The 19,858-nt window shown below is 34.1% G+C and carries 24 protein-coding genes; 12 read left to right on the forward strand and 12 right to left on the reverse strand.

Annotation, left to right across the window (positions count from 1 at the left end; translation table 11 throughout):
* Complete coding sequence (locus ACEN2N_RS10780; RefSeq protein ID WP_441824330.1) at positions 1-171, reverse strand: hypothetical protein; 171 nt, start codon at positions 169-171, stop codon at positions 1-3.
* A gap of 5 nt (positions 172-176) precedes the next feature.
* Complete coding sequence (locus ACEN2N_RS10785; RefSeq protein WP_441824331.1) at positions 177-1,538, reverse strand: NAD-dependent succinate-semialdehyde dehydrogenase; 1,362 nt, start codon at positions 1,536-1,538, stop codon at positions 177-179.
* A gap of 197 nt (positions 1,539-1,735) precedes the next feature.
* On the opposite strand from ACEN2N_RS10785, the gene ACEN2N_RS10790 reads away from it, so the two are divergent.
* From ACEN2N_RS10790 to ACEN2N_RS10800, 3 genes are read left to right on the forward strand one after another with little or no spacing between them, the layout of a single operon-like run.
* Complete coding sequence (locus ACEN2N_RS10790; RefSeq protein WP_424003823.1) at positions 1,736-2,068, forward strand: YtxH domain-containing protein; 333 nt, start codon at positions 1,736-1,738, stop codon at positions 2,066-2,068.
* Positions 2,069-2,416: a phage holin family protein gene (locus ACEN2N_RS10795; RefSeq protein ID WP_441824332.1), complete on the forward strand. Its 348-nt coding sequence runs from the start codon at positions 2,069-2,071 to the stop codon at positions 2,414-2,416.
* Positions 2,417-2,423: 7 nt separating this feature from the next.
* Positions 2,424-2,618, forward strand: a complete 195-nt coding sequence (locus tag ACEN2N_RS10800; RefSeq protein WP_441824333.1) for a hypothetical protein — start codon at positions 2,424-2,426, stop codon at positions 2,616-2,618.
* 91 nt (positions 2,619-2,709) lie between these two features.
* Here ACEN2N_RS10800 and ACEN2N_RS10805 read toward each other — a convergent pair whose 3' ends face one another.
* Positions 2,710-3,177 (reverse strand): Dps family protein, encoded by a 468-nt coding sequence (locus ACEN2N_RS10805; RefSeq protein ID WP_441824334.1) that lies wholly within the window; start codon positions 3,175-3,177, stop codon positions 2,710-2,712.
* A 104-nt stretch (positions 3,178-3,281) separates the two neighbouring features.
* The gene (locus ACEN2N_RS10810; RefSeq protein WP_441824335.1) at positions 3,282-3,887 is read right to left on the reverse strand and encodes a DUF2652 domain-containing protein; all 606 of its coding nucleotides are present in this window, start codon (positions 3,885-3,887) and stop codon (positions 3,282-3,284) included.
* Between the two features lie 260 nt (positions 3,888-4,147).
* Between ACEN2N_RS10810 and ACEN2N_RS10815 the strand changes: the two genes are divergently transcribed.
* On the forward strand, positions 4,148-5,224 hold the full coding sequence (locus ACEN2N_RS10815) for a DNA topoisomerase IB (RefSeq protein ID WP_441824336.1): 1,077 nt from the start codon (positions 4,148-4,150) through the stop codon (positions 5,222-5,224).
* Between the two features lie 31 nt (positions 5,225-5,255).
* Here the strand turns inward: ACEN2N_RS10815 and ACEN2N_RS10820 are convergent, their stop codons facing one another.
* Positions 5,256-5,468: a DUF2945 domain-containing protein gene (locus ACEN2N_RS10820; protein WP_441824337.1), complete on the reverse strand. Its 213-nt coding sequence runs from the start codon at positions 5,466-5,468 to the stop codon at positions 5,256-5,258.
* Positions 5,469-5,736: 268 nt separating this feature from the next.
* Here ACEN2N_RS10820 and ACEN2N_RS10825 point away from each other — a divergent pair, with 268 nt between their 5' ends.
* The 3 genes from ACEN2N_RS10825 to ACEN2N_RS10835 all read left to right on the forward strand — a co-directional run bounded on the left by ACEN2N_RS10825 (position 5,737) and on the right by ACEN2N_RS10835 (position 7,354).
* On the forward strand, positions 5,737-5,979 hold the full coding sequence (locus ACEN2N_RS10825) for a hypothetical protein (RefSeq protein ID WP_441824338.1): 243 nt from the start codon (positions 5,737-5,739) through the stop codon (positions 5,977-5,979).
* A 49-nt stretch (positions 5,980-6,028) separates the two neighbouring features.
* Positions 6,029-6,478: a ferritin-like domain-containing protein gene (locus ACEN2N_RS10830; protein ID WP_441824339.1), complete on the forward strand. Its 450-nt coding sequence runs from the start codon at positions 6,029-6,031 to the stop codon at positions 6,476-6,478.
* Between the two features lie 213 nt (positions 6,479-6,691).
* Positions 6,692-7,354 carry an SOS response-associated peptidase gene (locus tag ACEN2N_RS10835; RefSeq protein ID WP_441824340.1) on the forward strand — a complete coding sequence of 221 codons (663 nt, stop codon included), beginning with the start codon at positions 6,692-6,694 and terminating at the stop codon, positions 7,352-7,354.
* On the opposite strand, the gene ACEN2N_RS10840 is transcribed toward ACEN2N_RS10835, so the two are convergent.
* Positions 7,351-8,388: a helix-turn-helix domain-containing protein gene (locus ACEN2N_RS10840; RefSeq protein WP_441824341.1), complete on the reverse strand. Its 1,038-nt coding sequence runs from the start codon at positions 8,386-8,388 to the stop codon at positions 7,351-7,353. The genes ACEN2N_RS10835 and ACEN2N_RS10840 overlap by 4 nt on opposite strands.
* Before the next feature lie 256 nt (positions 8,389-8,644).
* Between ACEN2N_RS10840 and ACEN2N_RS10845 the strand changes: the two genes are divergently transcribed.
* Positions 8,645-8,827 carry a hypothetical protein gene (locus tag ACEN2N_RS10845; protein WP_276491342.1) on the forward strand — a complete coding sequence of 61 codons (183 nt, stop codon included), beginning with the start codon at positions 8,645-8,647 and terminating at the stop codon, positions 8,825-8,827.
* A gap of 70 nt (positions 8,828-8,897) precedes the next feature.
* Here ACEN2N_RS10845 and ACEN2N_RS10850 read toward each other — a convergent pair whose 3' ends face one another.
* Both ACEN2N_RS10850 and ACEN2N_RS10855 read right to left on the reverse strand, forming a co-directional pair.
* Complete coding sequence (locus ACEN2N_RS10850; protein ID WP_441824342.1) at positions 8,898-10,454, reverse strand: hypothetical protein; 1,557 nt, start codon at positions 10,452-10,454, stop codon at positions 8,898-8,900.
* Between the two features lie 80 nt (positions 10,455-10,534).
* Positions 10,535-10,942 (reverse strand): arsenate reductase family protein, encoded by a 408-nt coding sequence (locus ACEN2N_RS10855; RefSeq protein ID WP_441824343.1) that lies wholly within the window; start codon positions 10,940-10,942, stop codon positions 10,535-10,537.
* Between the two features lie 133 nt (positions 10,943-11,075).
* Here ACEN2N_RS10855 and cls point away from each other — a divergent pair, with 133 nt between their 5' ends.
* A complete protein-coding gene (gene cls / locus ACEN2N_RS10860) occupies positions 11,076-12,500 on the forward strand; it encodes a cardiolipin synthase (protein WP_441824344.1) in 1,425 nt (474 codons plus the stop codon).
* 55 nt (positions 12,501-12,555) lie between these two features.
* Entirely contained in the window at positions 12,556-13,122 is a 567-nt protein-coding gene (locus ACEN2N_RS10865; protein WP_441824345.1) for a hypothetical protein, read from the forward strand.
* A 76-nt stretch (positions 13,123-13,198) separates the two neighbouring features.
* On the opposite strand, the gene ACEN2N_RS10870 is transcribed toward ACEN2N_RS10865, so the two are convergent.
* The 4 genes from ACEN2N_RS10870 to ACEN2N_RS10885 all read right to left on the reverse strand — a co-directional run bounded on the left by ACEN2N_RS10870 (position 13,199) and on the right by ACEN2N_RS10885 (position 16,873).
* Positions 13,199-14,722, reverse strand: a complete 1,524-nt coding sequence (locus ACEN2N_RS10870; protein WP_441824346.1) for a GH3 family domain-containing protein — start codon at positions 14,720-14,722, stop codon at positions 13,199-13,201.
* A gap of 127 nt (positions 14,723-14,849) precedes the next feature.
* The gene (locus ACEN2N_RS10875) at positions 14,850-15,173 is read right to left on the reverse strand and encodes an HNH endonuclease (protein ID WP_441824347.1); all 324 of its coding nucleotides are present in this window, start codon (positions 15,171-15,173) and stop codon (positions 14,850-14,852) included.
* Between the two features lie 9 nt (positions 15,174-15,182).
* Entirely contained in the window at positions 15,183-16,064 is an 882-nt protein-coding gene (locus ACEN2N_RS10880) for a restriction endonuclease (RefSeq protein ID WP_441824348.1), read from the reverse strand.
* A 53-nt stretch (positions 16,065-16,117) separates the two neighbouring features.
* Positions 16,118-16,873 (reverse strand): sulfite exporter TauE/SafE family protein, encoded by a 756-nt coding sequence (locus tag ACEN2N_RS10885; protein WP_441824349.1) that lies wholly within the window; start codon positions 16,871-16,873, stop codon positions 16,118-16,120.
* A 75-nt stretch (positions 16,874-16,948) separates the two neighbouring features.
* Between ACEN2N_RS10885 and ACEN2N_RS10890 the strand changes: the two genes are divergently transcribed.
* Entirely contained in the window at positions 16,949-18,760 is a 1,812-nt protein-coding gene (locus tag ACEN2N_RS10890; RefSeq protein ID WP_441824350.1) for a sodium:solute symporter family protein, read from the forward strand.
* Positions 18,761-18,767: 7 nt separating this feature from the next.
* A complete protein-coding gene (locus ACEN2N_RS10895; protein WP_441824351.1) occupies positions 18,768-19,856 on the forward strand; it encodes an acyltransferase family protein in 1,089 nt (362 codons plus the stop codon).
* Positions 19,857-19,858: the final 2 nt, after the last annotated feature.

Consider the following 19,858-nt stretch of genomic DNA (forward strand, 5'->3'; position numbering starts at 1 on the left):
TTAGTTGGTGAAAAACATGTTCGATACGATAACACCAATTACAAGTAGTACTAGAAAAGCTACTAAAATGGTAACCCCTACTTTTGTTTTCTTATTTTTCTGAAGGATGAATTGCTGTGTATTCTCTTCAGGCTCTTTAACGAATTTTGTTTCTTCTGTTTCTTTATTCATGGGTATTATTTTTTAATGTAAACTGTTTTTTTGTTGACAAATTCTAAGATGCCTTCTCGAGATAATTCTCTACCATAGCCAGATGCTTTTGTTCCACCAAAAGGTAATCTAGGATCAGATTTTACCATATCGTTGACAAAAAATGCCCCATCTGGTATGTCAGAAATAATATCCATCGCCGCATCGGTATCTTCTGTGAATAACATACTACCGAGACCTAATCTAGAATTCGCTGCTATGGTAATAGCATCTTCTCTGTTTTTAGCTTTAATAATTGCCGCCACAGGTCCGAAAGTTTCTTCTTTAAAAACCGGCATATCTTCGGTAACCTCTGTAAGAATAGTAGGAGAATAATATGCACCATTACGCATATTGCCTAACACAACCTTGGCGCCTTGTTTTATAGAGTCGTTCACTTGTTTTTGAAGTTCTTCGGCTAAATCTTCACGAGCCATAACACCTATAAACGTATCTTTATTCATAGGGTCACCACTTTTAAGGGACTTCACTTTTGCAGTGAATTTTTCTAGAAAAGAATCATATATATCTTCACAAATTATAAAGCGTTTTGCAGCAATACAGCTTTGACCTGTATTCTGCATACGTGCGGTGACCATAGTATCGATATGCTCATCTAAATCGGCATCTTCCCAAACGATACATGCATTGTTTCCGCCAAGTTCAAGAACAGATTTTTTTAAGTTCTTTCCTGCTGTACCTGCAATTGATTTACCGGCTTTTTCACTTCCGGTTAAGGTTACGGCCTTGATTCCGTCATTGGCAATAAGCTTCTCGATTTCTTCATGACCTGCTTTTAAACTTTGAAAACATCCTTCAGGATATCCTGCATCTAAAAACAATTGTTCAATAGCAAGTGAGCAACCCGTTACATTCTGTGCATGTTTAAGCAACGCGGTATTACCTGCGGTTAATGTAGGTGCCGCAAAACGAATTACTTGCCAAAATGGGTAGTTCCATGGCATGACGGCAAGAATGCAACCTAAGGGATCATAACTAATAAAACTCTCATCGGCATCGGTTTCTATGACCTCATCAGCCAAAAGATCTTCGGCATTATGAGCATAGAAATCACAAGCCCAAGCACACTTTTCAATTTCAGAAATACCTTGAGAAAAAGGTTTCCCCATTTCTTGTGTCATTAATTCTGCGTATTGCTCTTTTCGTTCTATAAGTAGCTCGGCGACATTGCTGAGTAATTCACATTTATCTTCAATTTCTGTGCGTGCCCATGAAACTTCAATGGCGAGCGCTTTATTCAATTTAGCAGTAATATCTGTCGATGTATCTTGTATATGGGTGTTGACTTCAGAACCGTTATAAGGGTTCGTTGTTTTATATTCTTTCATAGGTACAAATTTAGAGGTAAACAGTGGTTTGTATTAATTCGTTTCATATAATTCTTAACCCTTTTAAGCTATTGTTTACGTTAATATAAATAGGTTTTGAGTCAAGTAGTTGTATCTTTATTATAGAACTTTGTGGAGCATGATAACACAATTATTATCATGGGTATAAGAAACGTTTAATCTAAAAATATTATAATATGAACAATAGTGGAAATACATTATTAGCAATTATTGCAGGTTCTGCAATCGGTGCAGCTTTAGGAATTCTTTATGCACCAGATAAAGGTGAGAATACAAGAAGATTAATTGCTGACCAAGCAGCTGCAACAAGAGATAATTTTACTGAAAGTGCAGTAGATCTTAAAAATAGAGTAGCATCTAAAATGGCCGATGAAAAAGTAACTTTAGATGCAAGGGTTGAATCTTTAGTATCTGATTTAAGTTATAAGACAGATGATGTTATTTCAACTTTAGAGAAAAAGTTAGCTGAGTTGAAAATGAAAAATAAGAAACTGCAGAAAACAGTATAAATGGGAGTTATTGAATCACTTAACGAAACGTCTAACAAGGCAATTGATGTAGGAGAGGTTTACTATAAGAAAACCCAAGAATACTATAAGCTAAAAGTGTTTCAACAATTAACAATGACCACCGGTATGCTGCTGAAAATGGCAGTTATTGGTGGTCTTGCTTTTTTGGCACTTATATTTATTACTGTTGCGGGCGTAGTTTTTCTTGCAAATGTTCTTAACAGTATGGTAAGCGCCTGTTTAATTGCTGGTGTTTTATTTATAGTATTATTGATTATAGCCTACATTTTTAGAGGTAAAATAGATAACATGTTGGTAAGAAAGTTGTCGGATAAATTCTTTAACTAATAGAGATATGTACAAAAATTTTGATGAAATAGAGTATAATATAAAGCGTCTAAAATTAGAGCGACAGATTGCTTTAGAAGAATTAAAAGGGTTAAAGCAAGATGTACAGGAAGATTTGAGTCCGTATAACTGGGTATCGACCGCATTCTCTGCGGCCAAAAAATTCGGTATGCTGTATTTAATGCGAAAAGTAGTAAAATAATATACAATTAGATTGCAATGGTAATCTAATTGAAAGCAAAAAGCACCTCTGTAAAAGAGGTGCTTTTTTTATACTGTTATTAAGCGTTGACTTATTCTTTCGACCATGCGTCTAGCATCCAACTTACTTTTTCGATGCTGCCAATATAACCACCAATCATATCGATTGTACCTTCATCACCACCAGCTTCTGCTTTTTTAACAACCTTGCTCATTTGCTTTAACAAAATCTCATGCTGATCTAAAATATGATCCACCATATCGGTATCGGCAATAAGAGAAGATGTTTCTTTAATAGAAGACATTTCAAAATATTTAGAAAATTCGCTTGTAGGGTTATGTCTTAATGTTAAAATTCGCTCAGCGATTTCATCAATTTTAATTCTTGCATCCGTGTAAAGCTCTTCGAACTTAATATGAAGGTCAAAAAAGTTCTTTCCAGAAACATTCCAATGGTAGCCTCTAAGGTTTTGGTAGTATAAATTGTAATCTGCCAATAAGGTGTTTAATTCATCAACGATTGGGGTAATGTCTTTTGATTTTATATCTAAATAGCTCATAATTTTATTTAATATTCTATTACAAAATTAAAGGATATAGAAGGTTACCATTGACTCAAAAGATTCAATGATGAACGTTTTACAGTTGTAAAGTAATGTAAACCTTATTCTTCTACCAAAGGTTTTAAGTTGATATATGAGTAGTTTATTTCACCTACATGGTCATACTCCGTTGAGTTTTGCTTTAATGATCCCCAATCGAACTGATCGTTTAAATTATTCTCTTTGTAGTAATTCGTTAAACCTTCGGTTAGTAGTAAATATTCGCTTAATCTAATTTTGTTTTTCAAAAGTTTATGTGCAATAATTAAATCTTCACCAAATAATTTAATGCTGTTACCAACTTTGGTCAAAGCAATTTCTTTACCATAATGTAAAATAATTTTTAAACCCAAAATGTCTGGTATCGAATCGGCGTCTTTATTTTTCTTATGTTTTAATCTAAGTGAGTTTAGTTCTTTGTAAAACTCGGTATAGAATCGTCTGCACTGCTCAATTAAATTTTCTAGACTGGGCATTTCGCCGGTCTTAAAAAACAAAACCGCGTCACCTTCAATTTCAGAAACTTTTAGTCCGATTTTATTGGTGTAGATAATTTGGTTGAGTAGGGCCGGAATAATTTTAGAGCTCAATTCAAAATCGGTTTCGCTCATAAACTCCGTAAAGCCGCTTATGTCTGGTATACAAATTAACATCGGTTCTCCTTTCATAAGCTATAGTCGTAAGTGAGGGTGAAAGGTATATAACTTTTGATTTTAAAAAGATCGCGTACGATAAAATTACTATCGCAATCGATTAGCGTTTAAAGTCATTAGATTTATTTGAATTGATTTTTTTAAGTTACAATAGAGCGGTATAGAACACATAATAAGCAACCTCTTTGATTATTTTTGTTTGATGTTGTTTTTAAAACAATAAACAAAAGAAGTGTTTTCTATACCTATATCAGTACTATTTTAAAGAATTTAAAATGAACTATTCAGAACTTTTAGCGAGCGAGCCACATGATGTAGCAGCACATATGCACTTAAAATATGTGAATAGAGAAGCACTATCTATACTGAGGATAAAAGAGAAAGATCAATTTCTATATCTGCTAAAAAACAAACCGCTCAGTAAAAAAGCTGAATTAACTAGAATTAAAAAACTGGTGATACCCCCGGCATGGCAAGAGGTTAAAATTGCCCCCATATCGAATGCACATTTACAAGCGGTCGGGTATGATATGAAGCATAGACTTCAATACCGTTACCATGAATTGTGGTTAAGAGTACGAAACCGCACTAAGTTTTTAAGAATGCATCATTTTGGGGAAGCATTACCCCTTATTAGAAAAAGGGTCGATGAAGATTTACAGCTAGACGGATGGCCTAAAGAAAAAGTTCTTGCATTAATCGTAAGGTTAATGGAAGAAACCCATATTCGTATCGGAAACCAGCAATATGCAAGAAGAAACAAAACCTATGGTTTATCGACCCTAAGAACAAGACATTTAAAGACCAGTAAGAATAAGGTAAAGTTTGAGTTTACGGGTAAAAAAGGTAAAAAGCACAGTATCACTTTAAATAATAGAAAATTGCGCAAGTTGGTATTGCAATGCGAAGAAATACCTGGTTGGGATCTATTTCAATTTTTTGATGAGGATGGAACCAAAACGGGAGTTGACAGTGGTATGGTCAATGAATATTTACAAGAAATAAGTGGAGAACTGTTTACTGCGAAAGATTTTAGAACATGGTCGGGAACGCTCATCTTCTTTGAATCGCTTATGAAAAATGAACCTACCGATGTAGAAAGTGAAGTGAAAAAGAATGTTATAAAAGCGTTTGACGATACTGCAAAAGCGCTGGGTAATACTAGAAATGTATGTAAAAAATACTATGTACACCCATTTGTGGTCAGTACCTATGAAAAGAGTGAGCTCAATGATGTTTTTGAAAGCGTAGAGAAGGCAACTTCTTCAGAATACCAAACTGCAGCAGAAAAAGCCTTAATAAATTTAATAGCCGAATTTAATCCGTTAGTAGATTTAGATATTAAGAAGTAGGTATTCAAATTTATAGCACCTTATTTGATATTTAATCGGCGCGTTCAACTTCGCTTTCGCTCTTTAGAACATAATCGCCATCCTCTTGCTTAATGTAGAGGGCTTTATTATCATCGCTACCATTTCTGGTAACCTCATTTCCTTTGATTGTTTTTGTTGTTTTTGAAGTATATGTTTCTTCAACTTTACCTTCGGCAGTACCATTACCCCAAGACCATTTTACACTTGTACCTTTTCGTATCATAATAAATGTATGTATCGTTTGTGCTTTCCATCACAGCTAGATTTTTGGAGAACCATGTGATGGAAAAAATCATTTATAGATGCACAAACATGAGAACTAATTTGAGACTACAAGTTCTATGTTTAAATTAAATATTGTGCAAGAAGGGCACAATATTTTTGATGCTAAAAGCCTGAATTTTAACGCTATTCAAAGGAGTTAATTGAAAATTTTTTAAGGGTAAAAAAATGCGTTAGTCCCGTTTATATTTGTCTTCAAAATATTACAGATGGTACAACTAATTGCGGGTATATCGATAATTATAGGTTTAGGCTTTATTAGCTTATTAGTAAAAGATTATATCATTGACGATATGCGTAACGATACTGCGAATGGTCAAGAAGATGCTTTTTGCGATATCGATATGGAGCATATTTTAATGTTCGCAGATAAATCGCAAGCAAAAGATGTAAACGAACTGAAAAGAAAATTACAAGATTTTAAAAACAGAAATAAATTTTATAAGATGTAATTGCGATTAACATCTCTAAATAAAAATCGCATCATTAAAATTATATACAATGAGTACATATACAGAACAAGTAGGTGAGAAATTGAACGAACTTTTAGAAAAAACGTATGATGCTGAAAAAGGCTATAAAAAAGCTGCAGAAAATACAGAAAATGATCAATTAAAGTCATTTTTCGATTCAAAAGCTAGTCAACGTTATGATTTTGGACATGAGCTAAAAGCAGAAATTAAATCTTTTGGTCAAGAAATCGATAAGGGAGATAGCATTACAGGTAAAGCACACAGAGCATGGATGGATGTCAAAGCTCTATTTTCTTCTGATAGCGCAGAAGCAATGCTAGAAGAAGCGATTAGAGGTGAGAAAGCTGCTATTGAAGAGTATGAAGAAGTTTTGAAAGAAACTTCATTGCCTTCTACTACGGCGACCATTTTAAGAAGCCAAAAAGAGGCCATACAAAACGGACTATCAAATATTAAAATGTTAGAAAGCATTAGATAAGTTTAATGCTAAAATTTATTAAAAGGGGTCTATTTAGACCTCTTTTTTTATGCCTTAAGATTAAGAAATTGCTCACTATTTCATTCTTTATGTTACTTATTTTTATGGGTTATATTTTTGTTTTTCTGCAATAATGGTGATGATAATAATTGATGAACTTTATGTTTAAAGCGAATGATTGATATGTATTTTAAAATTTCGAATACAGCAAAAATGAAAGAGATAGAACGAGATGCAAATGCCTTGTTCAAGTATCCAAATTTATATACTCCACAAGTGGTTATTAGTGGTTTAACAGAGGTATCGATTCCTATAATTACCATGAATGAGCCAAGTGCGATCAATTTAGCCATATGGGGCTTATTACCGAGTAGTTTTAATGAAGACTGGGAGCTATTTCAAAAATTGACCAATACTTTAACTATACCTTCACAGAATGTACATGCCAATATTTGGTACCACGATTCTTTCATACAAAGAAGATGTATAATACCGGTAACTGGTTTTTTTACATCAGTGTTAAAAAAAGGAGAAATCTACCCTTATCACATTAGCAAAAAAAATGGTACAATCTTATATCTGGCAGGTATCTATACCACATTAGAAGATGGCTTTATAACCTGCTCACTACTTACCGGGCCTCTTGAAAAAGAAATCGTTAATTATCAAAATCTGGTAGATTATATGCCTGCTATTATTGATCGAGATAATAAAAATGAGTGGCTTTCTGGTAGTACCGATTTAGAAAGAGCGAAAGAAATATTAAGACCGCCACATTCAACTGAATTAGAAATACGACCTATAGCAAGAAACCTGTTCAATCAAGATATATCTTATGATAGTATGTTGAGTCCGTATGAATATCCTGAAAATTAGCGTAATGCAGAATTCTTATTTTTAAAATGTTTTCTATATTCTGTTGGTAGAATTTCAAAAGCTTCAAAGAATATTTTAGAGAAGTAACTTCTACTTTTGATACCGATGGCGTACACAATTTCAGAAACCGATAAATCGGTATTTTTCAAAAAATCTTTCGAGATTTCAAGCTTCAATTGTCTTACATATTCATTGACCGTTTTTGAGTAAAGAATCTTAAAACCAATTTGAAGTTTTTTAGGGCTTAGGCCCGATTCTGTACTTAGCGATGTAATAGAAATATTCTCAGAAATGTTTTCTAAGATATAGGTGGTAAGCTTATGTATTTTCAGAATATCTTCTTTAGAAATAGCTTCAGGTAAGTTCATGTTTTCTTCAAAATTTTTATGTTCCATTAGCTGTAGTGATAATATTAGATAAATTCTACCCTCTAGAGATAGCGACCTCATCATACCACTTGTATCATCGATTGTATGTAGTAGTTTTATTTCTTCGGCAATTCTTAAGCTAAAACTACCACCATGCTGATAAGCGTTTTCTCCGTGACTATCATTAAACAGCGAAACCAATAACTGATTTAATTGACACACATTATTATTCTTTTTCTGTAAATATTCTTGACGATTTATTCGGATAAAATTTATTCTTAAATGCTCGTTCTTCGGAAACAGAAAAGTCTTTTTTGCATTTCGTTTATGCGATATGATGGTGTTCTGAAATTGCTCTAATCTGGTAAACACATCGGTATCGTTTTCACTATATTCAAAATACCCCTTAGTAATAAAGATGAACTCAATTGGTGCTAGATCTTGCGTGTCAAATACAAGCTTAGTTTCTTCAAAGAGATTTATATTACAATCTATAAAAGATACGCCCCAATTAAAATCGATGGTTCTTAAAGACCCTTTACCAAATTTATTTTTAAAAGTTAAAATGCTTTCGCCACAGTCTTCTTTGAGCTCACCCTTTATACACGCTTGTAGTTGGGCAAACATTTCGTCAGACTTAGAACTATGTATGGTTAACTTTCTCATTGTTTTATTTTACGTACAATGGCAACTGTACTTTACAAAAAAACCAGAAAAATGGGAAAGACCTTGACACGTTTAAAATGTTAATTAACACAAATGCGCATTTGGTAGATGAGTCAATATTCTTTTTTATACAACTAAGCACTCCGCCTTAAAAATCTCATTTTTGTACAGATGGCTATGGCATGCATTGTAGTAGATAAGCAAGCTTGAACGCCTAAGTATTAAAAGTATTAACCTAATTATTAAAATCAATATTATGAAAAAGTCACTATTAATGATCGTATTTGCATTTGCTACAATGAGTATTGCAACAAGCTGTAGAGAGGAAAAAACGACAGGAGAGAAAATCGAAGAAGGTATAGATGATGTTGGTGATGAAATCGAAGATGGAGCTGATGAAGTTGAAGATGCAGTAGATGATGCTACTGATGACAACTAGAATACATATTGCTATGAAAAGAGAAGCCAGGTAGTTTACTACCTGGCTTTTTTAGTTTACAGTATTTCTATTATTCTTTTTTACCATCACCGGTAAGTACATCTAACAAACCATCTTGTAGATTAATCCACAGATAATTAAAAAATGATTTGTTTTTGATTCGTTGCGTAGATATGTCTCCATGTCTAAAACCATCTATGTCGGTTTTTGACCCATCATTTATAAATAGGTTGCCAATAAATGAGAGTACCTTTTTAACCCCATTTCTTTCTTTGTTCAATACTTGAAATTTAAAATCGTCATAACTCATTTTAATATCACCTGTAGCTACATGTTCATTACCAGAAATGGTAAAGTAAAGTTGGTCTATAGTACCTGTAGTTTGTGTTCTTAAATTGGGCACAAGAAATTCATTTAAACTAGCAGTGTTAAAATTTGCTAGTCCGCCAGAAATTAGAAATGTACTTTGTGGATCATAAACCTCAAATTCCCAATTCAGATGAAATTTACCTGTACCCATTAAATTCGCTTCGAGCTGAATTTTAACGGGGTTTTCGGCATGACTTATATTTGATAAGTTACTAATGGAAGCATCTAAATTTTCAAAACTAAGAGCACCAGCTTTAACGTCATTCGGAATATCCTCTTCATAGATTATAGTACCGTTTTTGACTAAAACAGAGTCAATTGCCACTTTAAAAGACAATTTTTGTAATAATTTACCATAAAGTGGTCTGTTTTTAAAATCTTCTAATCTCGATTTATCACGGTACATTTCTAATTTTGGTTCGGTAAGCGACAATGTTTTAAAATTGACCTGTAGCGAATCGTTTGCCACTATATAATTATGATGTTCCACTTTTATTGCTGGTATAAATAAACTGAGGTGATCCCGCTGATAAGTTATTTCATTACTTAATTCAGCCTTAGAAAAAGTGGTAGAAAGAGATATATTTTGAACATCAATAGTAGAATTATTGATGACTATAGATGCTAATTGTAATTTCTCGTAATCCCCTAACGGTGCATTAAAATCTTTAATTTCAATGGTATATTCAGAAAATGTAAAAGGAATATATTCAGTAATAATACTAGGGTCTGTAGCCACATCTTTCAGCGATAGATCAATAGACTCAACAGCTATTAATTCGACCTCCTCTTTTGAATCCCATATTTCTACGATGCCCGAATCAAAAATTAATTCCTCAACATTGATTTCTTTTAAAAGATTTATGGGGTTGCTTGAATTGGCAACAACATTATCTGGATCTTTAGGGCAAGTTTTAAAATTAAGGTGCGGTTTAGAAAGCGTAAGTGATTTTATGTAGATAGCGTTTTGAAATAGAATTTTCCAATAGCTAAAACCTTGTATTGAAAGCTGTTTTGCATTGATCTTAATTTCGCAAGAAGAAGTCTGTTTGCCTAAACTAATTACCGCAACATCGTTAAATGCAATGTTCCCCTTTATCAGGTTAATGGCTAATTGGTCGTATGAAAAATCTATATGATTGGGTATCTTTCTCTCTAAAAAGCTAACAATTTCTTTCTTCATTTTCCATTCGGCAAGCATATAGCCGCCAACGGAGATAATTAGAAGTAGAACAGCCCATTTTAAAATTTTATACATAAGGTTTATATTAAAAGCTATGTAGATAGGAGTTTATAAAACCCTATGTCTATATGTAGGCAGTAAATAATAGCAAACTATTAATACGGCTTGTCTATACCTGCACTGTCAGGATCCATGTATTGCTTAAAATCAGAAGCACTGGTAAGTTCAATAAAGTTTTCACCTTTTATGACAATAGCATTTTTAAGGAGAACAGGGTTCTTATTCAATATTTTTAACCAACCATCATCATCTAAATCGATAGTATCATCGCCATAGATTTTTTTAAAATCGGCATGTTCGGTGTTTATTAAATCTGAAATATTTTTACCGAGACCATCAGCTAATTCGGCCCATTGGGTGCCGGTAACGTTGGTCTTAGAAATGTCTATTGTTAAGTGGTCTTTACCAGACGATTCAACATACGCGTTCAATTGTTTCCCTATTGAGTTTTCAGAACTGTAATATAGGGTTATCTGTTTTTTGTCCATAGCAATTACTCCCATTACTTTTTTTTAAAAGTACTCACATTTACAGGTAGTAATTAACTCGTTTAAAACTAAAAGTGTCTTGATAGATTGAATTAAACTAAGGCTTAAGCAATTTATAGTATCTTGTTTGATAACAAAATATATAGAGATGAATACTGTTTTTTGGCTTGCTTATTTAGTAGTTACAATATGGAGTATTATCAACATTATTTTTAATGGATCGAGGGCAACTAAAATGATTAGTTGGTCACTATCGGTAATCATATTCCCATTTTTAGGTCCGCTTTTATATTACCTATTTGGTATCAACAGAAGAAAATTTAAACTCTTTAAGCTAAAGCAGACCGAAAAAAGAAGACTGTATTCAGAAACACATAAAGAACTTGAAGGTGGTGAACAAAGTGTGCATAAGTTCGATGATTATAAACCAGAAAAATTAGCCTCACTTATTCGAAAAAATAGCTACTTCGCACCTTATGAAGGTAATAATATAACTTTGCTGAATAGTGGCGAAGAAACATTCGGAGCCATATTTAAAGCAATAGAAGAAGCAAAAGATTTCATACACCTTCAATATTATATTTTAGAAGAAGGCATGCTGTTAGACAGATTTCACGAGCTGTTTCAAAAGAAGATTAAAGAAGGGGTAGAAATACGCATGCTATTCGATTCTTTTGGTAGTAATTCTATGCGCGGAAAACGAGTAAAACGATTTAAAGAAATTGGTGTAAAAGCTTTTTCAACGATGCCTATTCGTTTTGGTAATCTATTATTCACCCTTAACTATAGAAACCATAGAAAAATTATAATTATTGATGGTAAGATAGGATTTACTGGCGGATTCAATGTTTCTGATAAGTACATAAAACCCGTTTCAGAATTGGGTGTTTGGCAAGATTTACATTTACAGATAGCAGGTCCGGCGGTAAATAGTTTACAACGCATATTTGTAAAAGACTATCATTTTGCCAGCAAGGAAGAATTGCTGCTGCAAGACAGATACTTTCCAAAGGTTGAACCAGTCGGTGATACGGTAACCCAGATAATTTCTAGCGGACCAGATTCTAGATATCCGGCGATAATGCAGCAATATTTGGCGATGATCAATATCGCTACGAAACGTATTTGTATTGCAAACCCTTATTTTATCCCTGGAGAACCAGTATTGGAGGCTATTCGAATTGCTGCGTTAAGCGGAGTAGAAGTTAACTTGTTGACCCCTAAAATATCAGATTCTTTATTGGCTCAATATAGTATGTTTTCTACGTTTGAAGCTTTGTTAGAAGTGGGTGCAAATGTTTACTTGAGACCCGATTTTTCACATAGCAAGGTCATTATCATAGATGGCGAAATAGCTTCTGTGGGTTCTGGTAATTTTGATTACAGAAGTTTCGAACATAATTTCGAGACCAATGCGATTTTATATGATAAAGAATTAGCTTCTGAAATAGAAGGGCTATTTACAAAACATTGTACTGAAGAGGCAAAAATAAATTTTGAAAAATTTAGAAACAGATCACCGTTTAGTAAGTTTTTAGAAGGCTTGGCTAAATTCTTTAGTCCGCTATTATAATATCTAATTATTAAAAATTTTGAACTATTTAACTCTAATACTATTAAGTTACACTATGGTTGCATCTGCACAGCATACAATACCCGTTGAAATAACCGAAGAAGCAAAAATTGCACTTTCTCATTATCCGGAGCTTGCGAATACTAAAATTGAATTCAAGTTTAAAAAGGAAATCAAAAAGTCAACAATGCAGGCACAACCTTCATTTTGGAGCGTTTTTAAGTCAAAGAAGAACCGTTCTTATTATATATTGATAAGTGAGAAAATTAAGATTGCCGATTCAGTGTACTATACTAAAGACATACCTTCAGAAATTATGATAGGGTGGTTAGGTCATGAACTTGGTCATGTGATGGATTACCAGCAGCGAAGCGGACTTAATTTAATGGGCTTCGGATTCAAATATGTAACCTCTGAAAACTATTTGCGTGCTGCAGAACGTCGTGCAGATTCTTTTGCGGTAGCACATGGTATGGAAACCTATATTCTTGCCACAAAAGAATTTATTTTAAAAGAAGCAGGATTAACGAAAGCATATGTAGAGCGTATTAAAAACTTCTACTTATCTCCAGAAGAAATTATGATTTTGGTAGAAGAAAGAGATGCTGCCGGTATAGAATAAAAGTAATATGTATTACAGAATCGATATTATGCATCTGTTCCTTTATAAATACCTCATGTGTTTGCTTTGATGTATTTTACTGATGCTTCTCTACAAAAGCTTCCCACTCGGCAAACTTATCTTCTTTCATTACACGTTCCATTTTTACTTGTCCGCCTTTCTTTTTATTGCTATCGTTCCAGTCGTAAAATATATCAGGATTAATAGTAAAAACTTTCACACCTTTTAATGCTTTAGAACGGGCAACCTTATAATTTTTGTTGGCAGCTTTTAAAGACTCATCTAGTTTTTCCGCTATTTCTTTTGGGTCTTGAGTAGCAGTGGTTCCTAAATACCAAGTGTGATAAAATCCGTCTTCATACTTTTTTGCGCAAAGTGTATATTCTGGTACTTCAATATCAAAAGTCTCCATGATATCTTGTAGGGCATCATCTAATTTATTTACTGATAATTGAGAACCAACGGTGTTTAAGAAGAATTTAGTTCGCCCTGTAATTTTAATTTCGGCACGCTCAACATCTGTAAACTCAATAGTATCTCCAATGAGGTAACGCCATGCACCACTCACCGTACTAATAATAAGTACGTAGTTCTGACCCGTTTCAACCTCAGATAATGTTAATGAAGGAGCATCTTGAGAAAGAGAACCGTCTTCTAAAATATAATCTGGATTAAAAGGCACAAACTCAAAGTAGATTCCGTTATCGGTTACCAATTTCATGGCATCGGTTTCTGGTCTTGCTTGAAAAGCTATGAAACCTTCGGATGCTAAATAGGTGTCTATGACCGTTACGGGTTTTCCCATTAAGGCATTAAAACTCTTTTCGTAGGGGCCAAATGCCACTCCGCCAGAAGTATAAACTTGTAGATTAGGCCATATTTCATGTATGTTGTTGAGGTTGTGTTTTTTGATGACCTCTTTCAACATTAATTCTATCCAAGAAGGGATCCCGCTTAAAGCACCTATATCCCAATCTGCAGCTTTTTCTGCAATTTTTGCAACACGCTCGTCCCAGTCATCAATTTTTGCAATTTCTTTTCCTGGTTTGTAGTATCCGCTAAACCATGACGGAATATTACTTGCACTAATACCGCTAATTTCACCTTCTAAATGGTCATCATTTTCAATTAGATCAGTAGAACTACCCAGCATAAGAATTCCTGTTTCAAAGAAATCTGCCGGTAAATCGAAATTAGATAGAGCTAGAACTTGTTTAATACCTGCTTGCCGAATTGAATTAATCATTTCATCGGTTACAGGAATACGTTTACTAGTTTTTCCTGTAGTACCAGAACTCAATGCAAAATAATCGGGACTGCCAGGCCACGTAACATTGGTCTCATCTTCGTGCAATTTGTTCCACCATTTCTCATTGATCTGATTGTAGTCGAAATAAGGCACGCTATCGCGAAATGTTTGTTGTGGATTGTGACTTTCTAGAATATCTTCAAACTCATAGGCTGCACCAAAAGAAGTTTCTTTTGCGGTTTCCAACAGGTTTTTCAGAACAGCCTTTTGATCTTCAATAGGGTTGTCGTCACCAGTAATTTTATCGGTAACGTTAATAATTCCTTTAATAAAGTTTCCTATGATATTCATGTGCTGCAGTAGTTTTGGTTAGTACCGCTAAAATACTGTATATGTGAGGTAAAGATTAACCCTAATATGAATTATGTGGACTTTATTGGGTTAGTGGTTTATTAAATATTTTCACCGTTTTATTGAGCTATTTTAAACTTGGAGGGTTTTTAATAGCTTCTCTTACAACCAAAGCAACAGTTTTTTCTGTGATATTTTTCTTTTTACAGTATGCACTTTCTAACCAAATCTTTAATTTCTTAGCACCTTTACTTGAGTTACAAGAGACACAACATAAAGAAATGTTGTCGATACCATTGATTTGTATGTCATTGACTATATGCTCCCAAGAAGGTCTTGATTTACGCGAAACATTACTTTTTGAAAATTTAACTCTGCAATAAACACATTCGAGATCTCTTCTTTTAACGTAATCTTCTACCTCAGCTTTTATTCCCCATCTATTAGCCATAATAGTATTTTATTCACCATCAAAAAAGTCATGATCTAGTTCTTTGACTTCATAAACTGTTTTTACTTGAACACCAACTATATATTGATGCATCAAGTCAACCAATTTTAAACCGTCTATAAGTATTATCGTATGATGAGCATCATTCGCTTTTTTAATTGCGCCTTTATCAAAATTTGATGTTGTAACAAAAACTCCCTTTTGGGTATCTCCGCTCATTGCACCAATAAAATTTCTTATATCTTTTTCTCGTACTTTATTCTCACCATATCTTTTAGCTTGAATATAGATTTTATCAAGTCCTAATTTGTCCTCATTTATTATTCCATCTATACCTCCATCGCCTGTTTTTGCAGTTTCAATAAAGTCACCATAACCCATTTTTTTAAGTAATATTAATATCACTTTTTCAAAGTAAAAGGGATCTATTGACTTTAATTTTTCAAGTAATTCGTCTTTGACTTGAATATCAATTGAATTAAAACCTTCATCAATAAGGTCTTGTGGAGAAGCATTGGAAATTTTTGATGGAACCGATTCATTCTTCGAATTTTCCTCAGTATAAAATTCTAAAAAGTTTTCAGAATTTTCAACTTGCTTTAAAGTCAATTTATTTGAACTTTGATTCTTCCCTTTTTCTGTGATTTTAACTAAACCTCTTTTAGGAAACTCTATATAACCACCTTTTTTCAAATAGGATTTTCCCCAAGCAATTCTATTTATAATTAAAGTATCTCCACTTTTAGTTTTTTCTTCTAATTGCTCTTTTGATAATCCTTTGTAGAACTGATCAATAACTCTTTGGTACATTTCTCTAGACTGAAGCGTTTCTCCATTTTCTAAAACCCTTAATATTGGGATAAATGTCTCGTGAAATTTTGGAATATCCATATAGTTATGTTTCTAATTAAGTGCAATCATTAAATAAATATACAAACTGTAGTCTAACTAAGCATAATAAGTACAGCGCCCACAGCGGTCAACACCAAAATCATCTTTCTAAAGAATGCTTCCTTAATATATTTGATAAATTTTACACCTACGAAGAACCCTAAAAGAATACCCGGTAAGAGCATCAAATTCAATTGTAAAGTTTCAATGGAAATGGTTTTCCAAACGAAAAAGTGAAAGGGAAGTTTAATGATGTTCACGATTAAAAATAACCAAGCAGCAGTACCAATAAATTGATTTTTGGGTAAGCGCATGGCTAAAAAGTAAATATTAGAAAATGCTCCAGCTAAATTACCCACCATGGTGGTAATACCTGCTATGGTACCAATAGCTCCGGCAAATGTCCAGTGCGATGGTACATTCTTATCTTTTTTACGGTCCCAATAAAGCATCATACCTACGGTTATGATAATTATAGTCGCCATGGCTATTTTAAAGAATTTTTCTGGAAGTTCATTTCCAATAAAAACACCTATTAATAAGCCAACTATCATCCACGGTAGTACTTTAAAAACATACTTCCACTGTGTGTATCTATTATAGTAGATAACGGCAAAAATATCGGCAAGAACAAGTAACGGCACTACCATGCCTGTAGACTGTCTTGCGCCAAATGCCAAAGCCATTATGGTGACATTTAAAACGGCAATACCTTTTATGCCAGCTTTAGATAATCCAATAATAAAGGTCGCAATTGATGCAAGAATCCAAGCGGTTGGGGTAATTTCTGTAGTTATTGATAGAAGCACGTGGTACGTTTAGCGTATTAGGTATAAGAATGTCCTAAAATAATATATCTTTAACAATCAACCTAAAACCAACTTATGGAACTCAGTACGTTAGACTATACATTTATTATAGTTTTCTTCTCCCTTGTCTTAGGCATAGGGTTTTATGTATCAAAAACATCGGGTGAAAGTTCTTCAGAATTTTTTCTATCGGGCCGAACAATGCCATGGTGGCTCTTAGGGCTTTCAATGGTAGCGACTACATTTTCAACAGATACGCCCAATCTGGTAACAGATATTGTACGTACCAATGGAGTTTCAGGAAACTGGGTATGGTGGTGTTTTTTGATTACAGGTATGTTGACCGTTTTTGTCTATGCAAAATTATGGCGTAAGTCGAATGTAAATACAGATTTGGAGTTTTATGAAATGCGCTATGGCGGAAAACCGGCTAGTTTCTTAAGAAAATTTAGAGCTATTTATTTAGGGGTTATTTTCAATGTGATTACCATGTCTGCCGTTACTTTGGCAGCTATTAAAATAGGAAGCATTATGCTAGGTTTAGAACCTTGGCAAACTGTTGTAAGTGCCGGATTAATTACGGTGACATTCAGCGCCCTTGGTGGATTCAAAGGAGTTGTTTATACTGATTTCCTCTTGTTTTTTGTAGCTATGGCAGGTGCAATAGGTGCTGCATATTACCTAGTTAATATACCTGAAGTTGGCGGGATCGAAGCTTTAATGGCAAATGAGAACGTAGCTTCAAAATTAAATATATTGCCAGATTTTAGTAATAAAAAAGCATTGATAACCTTATTTATTATTCCATTAGCTGTGCAATGGTGGAGTTCTTGGTACCCAGGTGCAGAGCCAGGTGGTGGTGGTTATATTGCGCAACGTATGTTAGCGGCAAAAGATGAAAATCACGCAATTGGTGCAACATTCTTCTTTAATATTATGCACTATGCATTAAGACCATGGCCATGGATTTTAGTGGCGTTGGCATCTATAGTAGTGTACCCAGATTTGGCAAGTATACAAGAGGCTTTCCCAAATGTAACTCCAGATAAATTAGGTCATGATTTAGCATATTCAGCAATGTTGACCAAACTACCTAGCGGATTGTTGGGCGTTGTTTTAGCATCCTTAGTTGCGGCATATATGAGTACGATAAGTACACAGTTAAACTGGGGTTCTTCATATATCGTTTTTGATTTTTATAAGCAACAGATAAATCCCGAGGCATCTGAAAAAAGATTGGTGGCAGTAGGTAGAATTTCAACGGTTGTTTTAATGTTATTTAGTGCTGCATTGGCATTGTTACTTCAAAATGCACTTCAATTATTTGACATATTATTGGCTTTCGGTGCTGGTACCGGACTCATATTTATTTTAAGATGGTTCTGGTGGAGAATTAATGCGTGGAGTGAAATTACTGCGATGTTCGCATCAGGTATTATTTCTATCATATTAAAATTAACTCCCGTAGGTGCATATCTTTTTGCAACGGAAACGGGTCTATTCCCAGACTGGTCAGAATATATATTTATAGTAGTGTTGACTACGGCGATTTGGTTGATAGCAACATTTATGACACAACCAGAATCTAACGATACCTTGAGAAGTTTCTACAAGAAGATTCAACCAGGCGGCCCAGGGTGGTCTAAAGTTGTAGCCGATGCAAAAACCGATGCTGTAGAAATTGTAAAAGATAAAGAAAAGTGGAGTGTGCCCGCAGGTATAACCGCAATGTTGTTAGGGGTAATTCTAATTTATTCTATAATGTTCGCTACAGGCTATTGGATCTATGGCAGAACCACACAAGCTATAGTGCTAACTGTTATTTCTGCAATTGCAGGAGTATTATTGGTAAAAGCGTGGAACCGCTTAAAAGGAAACATCTTATAGTAATAGTATGGTGAAGGATAGAATTTTATCGGTCGATATTTTTAGGGGAGCTACCATATTACTAATGGTCTTGGTAAATACTCCGGGTACATGGTCTAATGTATATGCCCCTTTCCTCCATGCAGATTGGCATGGCTACACACCGACCGACTTAGTTTTTCCTTTCTTCTTATTTATAGTGGGTACATCAATAGCATTCTCCTATAAAAATAGAACAGTAGATGCCAAAGCCTACAAGAAGATTTCAGTAAGGGCTTTGAAGTTGATTGCATTAGGTCTTTTCTTAGGAGCATTTATAATTCATTTTCCGTTCATTAAAAGTTTCAGTGATATTCGTTTTCCGGGGGTGTTGCAGCGCATAGGTGTTGTGTTCTTTTTTACGGCATTATTATTCATTAACCTGAATTGGAAACAGCTAATTTGGGTAACGGCTATAGTATTAATAGGATATTGGCTGTTGATGACAATTGTTCCTGTAGATGGATTGACATCAACATTAGAAAGAGCTCCAAACAACTTAGCGAACTGGATAGATGTAAAAATATTCGGTTCGCATAATTACAAAGCAGATTATGACCCAGAAGGACTTTTAAGTACAATACCCTCTATTGCCAGCTCTTTGTTAGGAGTCTTCACCGGTCTCATTTTAACCAGCAAGCAAGAAAAGAAAGCCACCATATTAATGGGATTAGGAGGTAGCCTTTTAATTATAGGTCACATTTGGGATATCGTTTTCCCAATCAATAAAGCCCTTTGGACAAGTAGTTTTGTGTTGGTAACCGCGGGTTGGGCAAATCTTATACTGGCGTTGATTTATTATTTGACAGATGTTAAGAAAATAGAATTCGGCTCAGTATTCAGGTATGCTGGGGCAAATGCCATTGTTATTTATTTCTTATCAAGCTTCATAAGCAAAGTAATGGGGCAAATACAAATTGGCGACACCTCGTTACACGGGTGGTTGTTTCAAACCGTATATGTACATGATTTTCTTGCACTAGAAACGTCATCCCTTTTATATGGGTTGAGTGTAGTGTTGTTTTATAGCCTTGTGGGCTATATTCTATATCAGAAAAAGATATTTATTAAAGTATAACA

This window comes from Maribacter spongiicola (genome assembly GCF_052119685.1).
Classification (GTDB): Bacteria; Bacteroidota; Bacteroidia; order Flavobacteriales; family Flavobacteriaceae; genus Maribacter; species Maribacter spongiicola_A.